A 14,002-nucleotide genomic window follows, 5' to 3' on the forward strand; every position below is an offset into this window, starting at 1 on the left:
AACTAACTCAAAAATAATTGATTTTAAATAACTTTTTAGTAGCCTGGGTTTTGAACTACATTAGGATTAAACAATGCATCCGCTGGAATTGGATATAATGCGTATTTACTATCTGAAGTAGTTGGTTTCAACTCTCTTGGAGCTAAAAATTTACCAAAACGGATCATATCATTTCTTCTCCAACCTTCATACCATAATTCTTTCCCTCTTTCTAAGTAAACGGCATCTAAAGTTGCTGCACTTGCACTTGCCGTCAATTTGGCTCTAATCTTTATTTGATCGATTATTACTTTAGCTGTTGCTGCTCCACCTGTACCACCTCTTAAGGCAGCTTCAGCTTTCATCAACAAGGCATCAGAATAACGCATTAAAACATAATCGTTAGCAGGATTTCCTAAATTAGCATTGTCTGGCTCGTATTTTTGAGTACGTATACCCGCGGTTTCTAAGGTAGCTCCACTTGTAATCATTGTAACTGCTGAAGTATAAAACAAAGGTCTACCAGTTCTATCTTTTAAAGGCGTTACCCCTCCCGGAGCGAACATTTGACCCGCTTGAAACCCAATTGGATTACCAAAATTAGCAATGATCGAAGAGGAAGTATGTTGTCTGCGATCATCCGCAGCATCAAACCTATTGTAATATTCTGCTACCGTAGCAAAACCATTCCAACCATCTGGAGTTTGATTGTAGTGCATACTCATTCTCCATCTGGACTGAATTCCTCCACCTGTACCAAGTACATTTTTAGAAGAAAATAAAATCTCTCCTGATGTATTGTTTGTCGGTGCAAAATTACTCCAGTATTCTGATACTAATGAACTGTTTATCGCATTAACATGAGTGATAACTTTATTCATGTCAGCGGCATCAAAAGTATAAGGACCTGAGGCGTTATCCGCATTAAAAACTGCTTTATTCAAATATAGTTTTGCTAATAGAAAATTACCGGCATCTTTATTTGCAATACTTGCGTCATTGGCAACACGTGCTGGCAAATCTGCCAAAACAGCTTCTAATTCAGTAATAACAAATGCCGTAGCTTCTTTTCTAGAATAGAATTTTGGGCTTTCTGTAATAAGAGACCCTGCCTCTCTATAAGGTGCCTGTCCAAATAAATCAATTACGTTATAATAATAAAAGGCTCTTAAAAAACGAGCTTGCGTCTTTTGTTGTGCAGTTGCCGTGTTATTAATAACCAAATTACAATTGTAAACATTTGTCAACAATGAATTCCATGCATTTCTAATTTCAACATTGTCCGATCCCCAAGTATGAACGTGAAATTGTCTCCATTTCGCATTATCATCCCAGTCTCCTCCTCTGGTAGGTCCTACCAATCCATCACCAGACATTTCGTTCATGGTAAACATTTTGTCTTGGTCCTGAAAACCTCTTAATCCTTCATAAGCAGATTGTAAAAAATTTCCTGTATTTACATTACCACCAGCGCCATCAGCAGTGACATACCCGTCTAATACTTCTTCTTCTAAATTTGTACAACTCACTCCGCATGCAATTGTACCTATAAAAAAGATGCTTTTTATAATATTTATTCTTTTCATTTTTTGTTAATTAAAATGTTACATTAAGTCCAATAGCAATACTTTTTTCTCTTGGATAGGATAAATAATCCATACCTGCAGAAGGCACTCCATTTAAAGCTTTATCAGTATCTACTTCCGGGTCAAATCCAGAATATCCAGTGATAACGAACAAGTTTTGTCCACTTACAAAGAAACGCGCTGATTTAATTTTTAATTTTTCTAAAACATCTCCTTTAATAGTATACCCTACTGTTAAATTCCCCATTCTTAAGAAATCACCACTTTCTAAATATTTTGTCGATGGTGAGTTTGGATCTGACTGAACCTGAGGAGTAGCTGCTGCCTCGGGAGTTACGTTTCTTCCTCCGATTAATGCTCCTTTAAAGAAATAAGCATTAGCCGTGTTATTATATAAATAATGACCAAAAGCACCATAAAAAGAAGCTCCTACATCAAATCCTTTATAAGAAAAATTAGTAGAGAATCCTAAATTTATTTTTGGTAACGGTTGTTTATCTAATAATTTTTTATCTGCATTACCTAAACCTGTATCAGATCCATCAGCTGCAGCATATATTGAATTACCTGAAGCGTCATACCCACGGAAATCATATAAAAAATAAGTGTATAATGGGTAACCATCTTTGATGATTTCAGCATTAGCCCCAGACAAACCTTGACCATTGATTCCACCTGCTAATAAGGACACTGAACCAAAGTTTTTAATTTCATTGTCTAAGAAAGCTACATTCCCTGAAATATCCCAGGCCATGTCCTCTGAATCAATAACTTTATAACTCAAAGCAGCTTCAAAACCTTTGTTAATTAAATTCCCAGGCAAGTTAACACTTCTGTTCGATCCAGGTCCTGGTTGAGCGGTAGCTTGCGGTACAGGAGCAATTAAATCCTTAGTATCTCTGTTAAAATAATCTAAGGAACCTGTTAAGCGATTTTTCAAGAAGGTAAAATCAGTCCCTATACCATAAGAGGTAGTTGTTTCCCAACGCAATAAATTATTGGCTCCAGATATGGTATTTGGCGAACCACCATTTCCATAATTGGCTTTCGAAACCGCAGAATTCACAGCAAATTCCTGATTTCCGGTGATACCATAATTTCCTCTAATTTTAAAGTCATTCACCGCACCGTCTTTACTGCTTATCAATTTGTACGCTGCACCTACGGAGGGGAAATAACCCCATTTATTATCTGCACCCAGTTTAGTGGATCCGTCAGCACGAACTGTACCAGTAAGAATCAAATCTTTATACACAACAAATTCAGCTCTTGCAAAGTACGATTGTAATTCCGTTTTATTTCTAAAAGACGACGCTCTAAATTCCGCTTGAATACCGCCTTGAATATTGTCTATTAAATTTGTTTGTTCTTTAACATACCCATGACCTCTTGCACTACTACCATCTACATCATAGGAATAATAGGAATAGCCTACTAATCCATTTACAGATAAATTATCACTAAAATCATTAGTATATGTAAGTGTATGTTCTAATGTTTTATTAAATTTAGTTAAATCCGCAATTTCAGCAAAACCTCTTTTGGTAATACCACCATTAGCAGCATCACTTTTTACAAGATCTTGACTATTAATTTGGATTGTAGGAGCTATTTGTCTTTTTCTTATTGATGTTGACGTTTCAATACCGAATAAAATTTGATATTTTAAATGATTCGTTATCTTTAACGTAGCATTAATATTTCCTAATATCTTGTTCGTATTTGTGTAATCTTTATAGGCATTTAATAACTGCACCGGATTTAAATAATCATTCCCAACAAAAGTATAATCTCCATTGGCCTGATAAATTGGCAAAGTCGGGTTCCAGTAAAGGGCACTACCAATTAAATTTCCTATAAAGCCCGCATTATTACTTAATAAAGTTGTTTCATCCTTTATTGCAGCATACAACAATCTTGATTCTACTTTTAAGGCTTTATTGAAAAATTCATTCGTGTTTGCGAAAGATGCTGTATATTTATCAATCCCAGTATTTTTCACAATTCCATCTGTGACATTGGCTCCAAATGAAAGTCTGGTATTTGAGTTGTCCGTTGAACTACTAAATGCAATATCATGATTATTAGAAAAACCACCACGCAAAATAGCATCTTCCCAATTGTAAGACCTAGATCCTCTGTCTGTCCCACCAGCAGCAACAAATTCATCCCCGTTAAGTAACTTAAAATCACCTGACATTTTACTAAAACTAACAGATGTATTGTACGATAACTGAGGGATTTTTGATTTCCCCTTTTTAGTTGTGATAACAATAACACCATTCGCACCACGAGAACCATAAATAGCCGTAGAAGAGGCGTCTTTTAAGATACTCATACTCTCGATATCATTTTGATTCACAAAATTTAATGGATTTTTAGCCGAGGAAGCCCCTAAATCAGCAATTTCAGAACCTCCGGAAGAAACGTTTCCTCCGTCAAGCGGAACTCCATCAATAACGATTAATGGTCCGTTCCCGGATCGTATAGATGAATTCCCTCTAATTCTGATAGAAACTCCTGCACCTGGCTCTCCACTAGATTGCGTTACCTGAACTCCAGATACTTTTCCTCTTAATAATTCCGCAGGCGATGTTGCCGCTATATTATCAAAATCTTCAGAAGTAATGATGTCTACTGCTCCAGTTGCATCTTTCTTTTTAACCGTTCCGTAACCAATGACGATTACTTCGTTCAGTTCTGCAGAATCTTCTTTTAAGACTACACTAATAGTGCTCTTACCTGCTACATTTACCTCTTGAGATTTAAGACCAATGTAACTGAATACTAAAACTGCATTTGAGCCTACATTTTTGATCGTAAATTTTCCATCGAAATCAGTTTGCGCTCCATTTGTTGTTCCTTTAACTAAGACAGAAGCCCCTGGAAGCGGACCGCTGCCATCAGATACTGTACCAGACACATCTTGCGAATAAGTCAAGCTTGTACACAGCATCGTTAGAAACACCATCAAGCCTTTAATTAGACTATTTTTCATACGTAATAAATAAGTTGGTTAATAATTTTTTTTATTGGTTTGTTTAAATATTAACATCAAACATAATTATAAATTTATGATAATATTAAGATATTACTAAACTATAACGTTTTCGTTACGCCGAAAACGTTTTCGATTTTAAAATTAATACTTTAAAAAATTAATACTAAAATTATACTAAACACAAAAAAAAGATACTAAAAAATATATTATTATAATTTAGTGGCTTTTTCACTTCAAATCAATTGTATATTACTCAATAGAAAAGCTTTTTACAAACTAAGATTACGAATTACTCATCATAATGAAGTTTTTTATACCAAATCGATAATCCAAAATAAGCCGCGTCAAATGTCTAAAAATAGTACGCCATAAATACCCTATTTAATTTTCACTCACTGTTTCAACGGCTAAAAATATCATATTTACAAGACGTATTATAACTAAATTGTATTCTCCTTTAAAATATAAATTTGGAATAAATTACATAATTAAACCATTTATCACTTCATCCTATTTATTTTATCTAAATAATCAGTCCTAAAATAGTAAAAGCAATCATGCAGCTTTTTCTGTCGAAAATTTAAATTGAATAAAACCCAATGGCTTCTAAAAACAAAAAACCACGAATACTATAACAATCTTCAAAATAAATTGCTTGTATATTCGCGGCAAAAATTATTTAAAGTAACCCGTTGGGTGTAATTACACCCAACGGGTTACTTTATTATTTGATAACAATTGTTTTATTATCCACGCCCACTCCAATAATCTTAAGTGATTTCCATTGTTTTGGCAGCAGTCCCTTGTTGTATTTCAATCCCATATCCGTTTGTTCCACTCCGCCAAAACCATAAATAACGGCTTGAAGCATTGCTCCGGCTCCAGTAGCAAAATAAGGGTTATTACTATTGGCTGATTCCGAAAATACGCCAAAAGGAGGCCGACTGTTAGGTAAATACGATTTCACAAAATAACTATAGGCTTTATCTCTATCGCCCAATCGAGCATATAGAACCGATAAAACTCCGGAAGCCATAGCTGGACCATCTTTTTTGTCAATTTTTTCGGCGTAATATTCCAAATCTCTTTTTATTTGTTCTTTGTCAGTGATTGTATGCAAAGGATATGCTAATAAGTTGACATCTGCCTGTTTGATCATTTGTCCTTGATATCCTTTATAATTTTGAGTAATCCCATCCTTTTTATGAATCACTAATTTCTCTGATACTGCTATCCATTCTGGATTGATCGGCTCATTTAAAAGTGTCGCTGCTTTAATCGTATTTTTCAAAGACTCGATCGCTGATGCATTGGTAAAAGCATTGTCATCTACATGTTGCGCATACTCATCGGCACCAACTACATTCAAAATAGAAAAACTTCCGTCTTGATTTTTAACTACTCTGCTAACCCAGAAATCGGCTGTTTCTTTAAGAACCGCCCATTCTTTTTTCAACCAAGAAGTGTCTTGTGTATAGGCGTAATAATTCCAAAAAGCTATCGAAACATCTGCTGTGATGTGCTGTTCAAAAATACCTGTCAAGGCCCAAGTTGGTGTTGCTTCTTCTCCTGTATCATCAGATTCCCAAGGATACATTGCTCCTTTGTACCCATAAATAAAGGCTTTTTGTTTTGCTTTTTGCAAACGATCTGACCGGTAATCCAAACATGATTTTGCCATATCAGGTTGCAGTGCCAAGAGCGTTGGATACATCCAAAGTTCCGTATCCCAAAAAATATGTCCGTTATAGCCTTGAGACGACAACCCCATAGGCGCAATACTTTGTCTGGTTCCTGGACGTATATAAGAATACAAGTTATACAATGCAAAACGCACCCGTTGTTGCGCATCCAGATCGCCTTCAATTTGTATGTCACCCGTTTTCCATAATTCAGCCCAAGCTTGTTTGTGACGGTTCAATAATTTATCAATTCCTTCCTGAAGGGCATAAATAGGTTGTCTTTCGGATTCGTTCAAAGGATCCGTAACATCCTTGGAAGTGCAAATTCCTCCTGCAACCGCAAAACGGTATTTTTGGCCTTTGATCAATTTTTTAGTAAACCCAACTTCATTTCCGGTTTGTTTTAAGGTTTCGCTTTCATCATCAAAAAGAAAAGTTGTTGAAGCGGCCACTGTATATTTACCGGTTAGCGTTTTAGCTGTAGTACCAAAAACCGGCATTAAATACTGATTATCCTTTAAGACCCGAAACTGACTTTTTGCCTCTTTCAGTTCATCAGGAACAACCATGTAATTGTTAGCGGTAATTTCTATATCCTTAATAGGAGTAATTTCGACAATTGCCATCGCTGAAAAAGGAACAGCTCTATTAGCCAAAATCGTGTAATTAATTGTGGCCAAATCTTTAAACGAAAAGGAAGTGGTACTCGTTCCTTCTTTCATTGAAACCACTTGACTCCAATTATCGATATTGTCTGATTTGATTTCTTGCTTATTGATATTCAAATGCAGATTTAAAAACTCAATTCCGCGTACTATTCTGCTGATCCCATTTTCAGGACTTCCGTCATACACACCATTCAGGATAATTTCTTTTGTTTTGAGAGGTGTGTCGTCAGTAACGATTCCTATTTGACCATTGGCCATGGCAACTCCAAAATAATTCTCTCTGGAATTAGCATATAAGTGCCACTCGTCTGATTGGGCTTGACCACAAACCACAGTACTAACTAAGAGCATGAACACCAATGTTTTAACTGTTAAATTCATCATATAATTTTTTAATAATATCTTCAAACATATATAAATTATTCGTAAAAACATTAAATAGCTCAATATAGTATATGGAATACAAATCGAAAACGTTTTCGACTAATCGAAAACGTTTTTGATCGGTCCCAAATGAACAATTACAAAATATAATTCTATTTTTATGAGGATACTATACTAATTAATCCTTTTTTTAATGAAGTTCACAAATAAAATCACCTATTTTTTTATACTATTTGCAGTCTCTTTAATTCTATTTTCCTGCATAAAAGAAACTAAAAATGATGTTATCACCATTGATGCTTCTGGAAAATTAGCAGTAGATTCCTCTAAAAAATACAAAGAACCTTTTAGACCGCAATTTCATTTTTCTCCGGAAAAAAAATGGATGAATGATCCTAACGGAATGGTTTTCTATAAAGGGATTTATCATTTATTTTACCAATATTACCCAGATGATATCGTTTGGGGACCAATGCATTGGGGACACGCCACAAGTACAGATTTAATCCATTGGACACACCAAAAAATCGCTTTGTTTCCTGACAAATTAGGAATGATATTTTCAGGAAGTGCCGTTGTAGATTTAAAAAATACTACTGGTTTGGGAACAAAAGAAAATCCACCAATGATTGCCATTTTTACCTATCACGACATGGCAGGCGAAAAAGCGGGCAAAAGAAATTATCAAACGCAAGGATTGGCATATAGCTTAGACGAAGGCGAAACTTGGCTCAAATACAATGGAAATCCAATCATAGGAAATGTTGATCAGAAAGATTTTAGAGATCCTAAAATGTTCTGGAATACCGATACTAATCTTTGGAATATGGTATTAGTAGCAGGAGATCATGCACAATTTTATACTTCCAAAAATTTAATTAATTGGAAATTTGAAAGTGAATTTGGTAAAAATATAGGAGCTCATGGCGGTGTTTGGGAATGTCCTGATCTTTTCAAATTAAAAATTGCCGGTTCCAATGAAGAAAAATGGGTTCTACTCATTAGCATCAATCCCGGTGCACCACTTGGTGGTTCAGGAACACAATATTTCATTGGTGATTTTGATGGAAAAAGTTTTAAAACCACCCAAAAAAACATCAAATGGATTGACAATGGTACTGATAACTATGCCGGAGTCACGTACAATAATACGCCAGAAAACAAACGGATATTCATAGGCTGGATGAGCAATTGGCTGTATGCCAGAAATACGCCTACCAAAAACTGGAGAAGCGCCATGACGTTGCCAAGAGAACTTTCGCTTGCAAAAATCAATGGCGATTATGTCCTAAAAAACGTTCCTGTGGAACAATTCAAAAAACAAGAGACCATAGCCTTTTCTAAAGATGAAATTATCCTAAAAGCGAATCAAAAAACTACATTTAATTACCAATATTTAAATCAATCAGCAGTACAATTTAATGCTAAAAATAAAAATTTAAAATTGGTTTTTTCCAATGATGTAAAGGATTCTTTGGTCATGAATTACGATGCGAAACGAAAGACTTTTTCTGTTGACAGAAGACATTCCGGCGTAGTCAATTTTGAAAAAAGTTTTGGAGAAGAAATACACAACACCAAAATTCCAAATATAATTTCTGAGGCTATTGATTATCAAATCATAGTAGATTGGTCCTCAATAGAAATTTTCCTCAACGGTGGCGTTTACAGTTTCACAGAACAAATTTTCCCTAACAAACCATATACCAAACTAACCATTCAATCCGATGAAAATCAAGAAATTAAAAATTTTAGTATTGCTGAAATAAAAGGAATCTGGTAATAAAATTCATTTATAATAACCAAAACCACTAACTAAAAAAAACAGAATAATGAATAACAAAAAAATACTCTATTGGTCCATTATCGTTGCCTTTGCAGGATTTCTATTTGGATTTGACACCGTCGTAATTTCAGGAGCAGATAAACAATTGCAACAACTATGGGGTTCTTCTGATTTGTTTCATGGATTAGTAGTGATGTCATCCGCATTATGGGGAACGGTTATTGGCGCTATTTTTGGTGCGTTTCCAACGAATATTTTAGGTCGGAAAAAGACTCTAATAATTATAGGATTACTGTTTTTGGTTTCTTCCATTGGAACTGCATTCGCAAATGATCCCATTTTCTTTTCCGTTTTTAGATTTCTTGGCGGAATTGGTATTGGCGCTTCAACCATTGCTGCTCCAACCTATGTTTCTGAAATTGCTCCTGCAAAAGACCGTGGAAAACTGGTTGCTTTGTACCAATTCAATATTGTTTTTGGAATTTTAATCGCCTTTACATCCAACTACTATTTGCAAGATATAGGAGAAAATGCCTGGCGATGGATGTTAGGAATACAAGCGTTTCCATCTTTCATTTACACACTTCTGGTATTTGGAATCCCGGAAAGTCCGCGTTGGATTTTAGAATACAAAAAAGACAGACAAAAAGCAGTCGCTATTTTGAAACAAATCAATAGTGACGCAGCAGTAGAAGCGGAAATTGCTGCTATAGAAAAAGAAACTATTCAGGAGGGGAAAAACGAATCTATTTTCATGGCTAAATATAGAAAACCATTGCTCTTAGCGTTTTTTATTGCCTTTTTCAATCAGCTTTCCGGAATTAATGCTTTTTTATATTATGCGCCTCGAATTTTTGAATTGGCAGGATTAGAAAAATCTGCCTCTTTTTTGAGTAGTATCGGAATTGGGATAATCAATTTAATATTTACCATGATTGGAATCTCGCTAATAGATAAATATGGCCGAAAAACGCTCATGTATTTGGGTTCGGTAGGATACATTATTTCTCTAGGATTAGTGACAACCGCCTTTTATTTTGAATGGAAAGGAATGGCTGTTCCGTTATTTTTCTTTTTGTTTATAGCCTCACACGCCATAGGTCAAGGAGCCGTCATTTGGGTATTTATCTCTGAATTGTTCCCGAATAAACTTCGAGCTGCCGGAACCTCTTTTGGCACTTCTGTACATTGGATTTTAGCAGCATTAATCCCATCATTCATTCCGTTTTTGTTTAAAGAGATTGGAACAACAACCGTTTTTGCCGTCTTCTGCATAATGATGGTTTTCCAATTGCTTTGGGTATTTACAAAAATGCCGGAAACCAAAGGGAGAACATTAGAAGAACTATCTGAAAGTTTGTCAAAAAAAGAATAATTATGACCAAAAAAATAATCTGTTTCGGGGAAGTTTTATTTGACGTTTTCCCAACGCACCAAAAAATCGGAGGAGCGCCATTGAACGTGGCGCTGCGTTTAGCATCACTTGGCATTGATGCTCAAATAATAAGCCGAGTAGGAAATGATGAAATTGGAAAAGAACTCCTTGCCTTTGTTAAAAAAAATGGAGTTGTTACCGATACGATTCAAGTAGATAAAAACGCTTCTACCGGACAAGTTATTGTTCAATTAAATGAGAAAGGAGCTGCTTCATACACAATCAATTATCCGGTTGCTTGGGACAAAATTATATGTATTCCGGAAGACGAAATAATGGTCAAGAAAGCAGATGCACTAGTTTTTGGGAGTCTTGCATGTAGAGATTCTGTTTCGCACGATTCCCTATTAGAAATAATTAACTATGCAAAATATGCCGTTTTCGATGTTAATTTACGTGCTCCTTTTTACACTAAGGAACTACTGATTAATTTGATGATGCAGTCAGATTTTATAAAATTTAATGATGAGGAATTGTATGAAATAAGTGCTTTTATGAATTCACCATACCATTCATTAGAGCAAAATATTCTATTTATTGCTACACAAACGAATACAAAACACATTTGCGTTACAAAAGGAAATCATGGTGCGGTGTTGTATTACAATGAAAAAATGTACTACAATAGTGGCTATAAAATAGATGTTGTAGATACCGTGGGTTCCGGAGATTCTTTTTTAGCCGGATTGCTTTCTAAACTATTAAAGGATGCCGATCCCCAAGAAGCAATTGATTTCGCTTGTGCAATAGGAGCCATTGTAGCCAAAAATGAAGGAGCCAATCCCAAAATTTCAAATAATGAAATTAGTGCCTTTATGAATCCATGCTAGTTTAGCGAAACTGATTTTTAACAATTACAACAACCCAAAAAAAACCCATGCATCTGTAAATCAATCATGAAAAGATTGATTTACAGAAATTTTTTGGGATAACAAAAAAGTTATTGTGCTTTTTTTTAGGGTTTTAAACAAAAGTATTGAACTTTGAAAAATCCCATTATCAACGAAATAGCCACTCAATTACGGATTTCTAAAACCCACGTTTCAGAGTCATTGAAGGAATGCCGAAATCTATTAAAGAAAACAATTCCCTTCTGGTTTTAAGTACATTAAGATCGGAACACGTATAAATGAAAGAACGTCAACCTAGGATGTTCCCGCCTTTACTAAAAATGGCAGATCCAATTAGTTTATGTAACGAATGTGTAATAATTTGTTTTATTATTAAAAAATTACAGAAATAAGATAAAAATCAATACCTTGGTAAGGAATATTTGAACTTATAGTCTTTTTTATACCTATGTCAAAGACTGAAAAAGGACGCACAGCAAAGTTACTATAAACACCTTTTCTTAAAATTAAATACGTAGAAATTCGATTCATGAAAGACATTACTCTTAAGGAAATTGCAACAAAACTGGGAATTTCAATAACGACTGTTTCAAAAGCGCTTAAAAATTACCCTGATGTTAGTGAAAAAACTAAAAAAGCAGTAATTGAACTTGCCCAGCAATTACACTACACTCCTAATAGTTTTGCTGTAAATTTAAGAACAAAAGAATCAAAAACCATTGGTCTAATTATTCCTGAAGTTGTACATCATTTCTTTTCGAATGTGGTCAATGCTATCATCAACGAAGCTGAAAAAAACGGCTATTTAGTAATCATTTTACAATCAAATGAGACACTGGCTTTAGAAAAAAAACAAGTAGAACTGCTTATAAACAAAAGAGTTGACGGAATCATCATGTCCTTATCAAATGAGTCCAATAATGATGATCATATAAAAGAAATAATGAATAGAAATATTCCTTTTGTTATGTTTGACAAAATAGCAAAGCTTTCTAAATGCTCGAAAGTAATAATTGATGACCAAAAAGCGGCCTTTAATGCAGTGCAACACTTAATCGACACTGGTTGTAGAAAAATAGCACACATTAGAGGGCCATTGAATCCACAAAATTCAATAGATCGGTATATTGGATATAAAAAAGCATTAGAGAAAAATAACATTCCTTTTGACACAAAATTAGTTTTTGCATGTGAAAATGTGACTTTTGAAGAAGGAAGATATTTTGCTAAACAGATTATTCAAGAGCATGCTGATATAGACGGCATTTTTGCTATAACAGATCTGGTAGCAGTGGGAGTATTAGACTATTTTAATGAAAACAAAATCAATGTCCCGGAACAAGTAGCGGTAATTGGTTTTAGCAATTGGTTTATATCGCAAGTACTGACTCCAAAACTTAGTACTGTAGATCAGCCAAGCCATGAAATGGGAATTGAATCTTTTAACTTATTGTTAGAAGAAATGAATTGTCATAAAGAAGGAATTCCTTTTACTCCAAGAACTGTTGAATTAGAAACAAGCATTATTGTTAGAGAATCTTCTACAAAATTCAAATAAATTAAGTTTCAAAATTTCGTTACTGTAAAAAATCAATATTCCTTTTTAATCCTTGAAACTTGGCTCTTTTAATTGGTGAGTTTTTAAAAACAGCTTTAAATGTTTCTTCAGTAATTTCTATCCAATCTTTTTTGGACAAGGACAGTAATTCTGGATTTGGGTTAAATAAAGGTTCATTATGTGCTTTTGAAAACTTGTTCCAAGGACAAACATCCTGACACACATCGCATCCAAAAGCCCATTCATCAAATTTACCTTTCATCTCCTGAGGGATATTTTCTTTTAATTCAATTGTAAAATAGGAAATGCATTTGCTGCCATCTACTACATAAGGCGCAACTATTGCCGCTGTAGGGCACGCATCTATACAAGCTGTACACGTACCACAATGATCGGTTGTAGGATTGTCATAGTCTAAATCTAAATCGATAATGAGTTCCGCGATAAAGTAAAAAGAACCTACTTTTTGTGTCAATAAATTACTGTTTTTGCCTATCCAACCCAAACCACTTTTGGCAGCCCAAGCTTTGTCAAGGACTGGAGCAGAATCTACAAAGGCCCGACCAGAAACATCTCCGATTGTAGATTGAATAGAAAATAAAAATTCTTTGAGTTTTTCCTTGATCACAAAATGATAATCCTGACCGTACGCATATTTTGAAATCTTATAAGAATCTGTATTTTGCAGGTCTTCTGGATAATAATTTAACAACAGTGAAACTACACTTTTAGCATCCTCAACGAGTAAAGTTGGATTTAAACGCTTGTCAAAATGGTTTTCCATATAGTACATTTGGCCATTTCTATTGTTCTCCAACCAGTTTTCTAACCGCGGTGCTTCTTGTTCCAAGAAACCAGCTTTAGCTATTCCACAGGATAAAAATCCGAGACGTTTCGCTTCAGATTTGATAAATTGCGTGTATGTCGCTTTTGTATTAATAGTTAAAAAATAGAAGTTAATAAACGGGATTCCAAGACCTGATAGCATCGGCGTCTCCCGATTAACAAAAACTACGGCTGAAAAAGCCTTGTTTTTCTATATCGGAAATACAGCGGAAAGCGGGAAACAGCT

8 protein-coding genes are annotated in these 14,002 nt (G+C 34.7%); 4 read left to right on the forward strand and 4 right to left on the reverse strand.

Features of this window, described 5'->3' with window-relative positions; translation table 11 throughout:
• Nucleotides 1-35 precede the first annotated feature (35 nt).
• From EKL95_RS01890 to EKL95_RS01900, 3 genes are all read right to left on the reverse strand, one after another.
• Entirely contained in the window at nucleotides 36-1,565 is a 1,530-nt protein-coding gene (locus tag EKL95_RS01890; RefSeq protein ID WP_126563414.1) for a RagB/SusD family nutrient uptake outer membrane protein, read from the reverse strand.
• Nucleotides 1,566-1,575: 10 nt separating this feature from the next.
• Nucleotides 1,576-4,563, reverse strand: coding sequence for a SusC/RagA family TonB-linked outer membrane protein (locus EKL95_RS01895; RefSeq protein ID WP_233589281.1), 2,988 nt, complete (start codon nucleotides 4,561-4,563; stop codon nucleotides 1,576-1,578).
• A 727-nt stretch (nucleotides 4,564-5,290) separates the two neighbouring features.
• Nucleotides 5,291-7,297: a glycosyl hydrolase family 95 catalytic domain-containing protein gene (locus EKL95_RS01900; RefSeq protein ID WP_126563415.1), complete on the reverse strand. Its 2,007-nt coding sequence runs from the start codon at nucleotides 7,295-7,297 to the stop codon at nucleotides 5,291-5,293.
• Between the two features lie 196 nt (nucleotides 7,298-7,493).
• On the opposite strand from EKL95_RS01900, the gene EKL95_RS01905 reads away from it, so the two are divergent.
• From EKL95_RS01905 to EKL95_RS01920, 4 genes are all read left to right on the forward strand, one after another.
• On the forward strand, nucleotides 7,494-9,083 hold the full coding sequence (locus tag EKL95_RS01905) for a glycoside hydrolase family 32 protein (protein ID WP_126458440.1): 1,590 nt from the start codon (nucleotides 7,494-7,496) through the stop codon (nucleotides 9,081-9,083).
• Nucleotides 9,084-9,132: 49 nt separating this feature from the next.
• Nucleotides 9,133-10,461, forward strand: coding sequence for a sugar porter family MFS transporter (locus EKL95_RS01910; protein ID WP_126563416.1), 1,329 nt, complete (start codon nucleotides 9,133-9,135; stop codon nucleotides 10,459-10,461).
• Nucleotides 10,462-10,463: 2 nt separating this feature from the next.
• Nucleotides 10,464-11,351, forward strand: coding sequence for a carbohydrate kinase family protein (locus EKL95_RS01915; protein WP_126563417.1), 888 nt, complete (start codon nucleotides 10,464-10,466; stop codon nucleotides 11,349-11,351).
• A 550-nt stretch (nucleotides 11,352-11,901) separates the two neighbouring features.
• Nucleotides 11,902-12,930, forward strand: coding sequence for a LacI family DNA-binding transcriptional regulator (locus tag EKL95_RS01920; RefSeq protein WP_126458431.1), 1,029 nt, complete (start codon nucleotides 11,902-11,904; stop codon nucleotides 12,928-12,930).
• A gap of 19 nt (nucleotides 12,931-12,949) precedes the next feature.
• Here the strand turns inward: EKL95_RS01920 and queG are convergent, their stop codons facing one another.
• A complete protein-coding gene (gene queG / locus EKL95_RS01925) occupies nucleotides 12,950-13,918 on the reverse strand; it encodes a tRNA epoxyqueuosine(34) reductase QueG (protein ID WP_126563418.1) in 969 nt (322 codons plus the stop codon).
• Nucleotides 13,919-14,002 lie beyond the last annotated feature (84 nt).

The organism is Flavobacterium sp. LB2P53 (assembly GCF_003970305.1).
Lineage (GTDB): Bacteria > Bacteroidota > Bacteroidia > Flavobacteriales > Flavobacteriaceae > Flavobacterium.

Coding starts and splice junctions, on each gene's coding strand:
- EKL95_RS01890 (WP_126563414.1), bottom strand. CDS start 1,565: ATGAAAAGAATAAATATTATAAAAAGCATCTTTTTTATAGGTACAATT.
- EKL95_RS01895 (WP_233589281.1), bottom strand. CDS start 4,563: ATGAAAAATAGTCTAATTAAAGGCTTGATGGTGTTTCTAACGATGCTG.
- EKL95_RS01900 (WP_126563415.1), bottom strand. CDS start 7,297: ATGAATTTAACAGTTAAAACATTGGTGTTCATGCTCTTAGTTAGTACT.
- EKL95_RS01905 (WP_126458440.1), top strand. CDS start 7,494: ATGAAGTTCACAAATAAAATCACCTATTTTTTTATACTATTTGCAGTC.
- EKL95_RS01910 (WP_126563416.1), top strand. CDS start 9,133: ATGAATAACAAAAAAATACTCTATTGGTCCATTATCGTTGCCTTTGCA.
- EKL95_RS01915 (WP_126563417.1), top strand. CDS start 10,464: ATGACCAAAAAAATAATCTGTTTCGGGGAAGTTTTATTTGACGTTTTC.
- EKL95_RS01920 (WP_126458431.1), top strand. CDS start 11,902: ATGAAAGACATTACTCTTAAGGAAATTGCAACAAAACTGGGAATTTCA.
- queG (WP_126563418.1), bottom strand. CDS start 13,918: ATGCTATCAGGTCTTGGAATCCCGTTTATTAACTTCTATTTTTTAACT.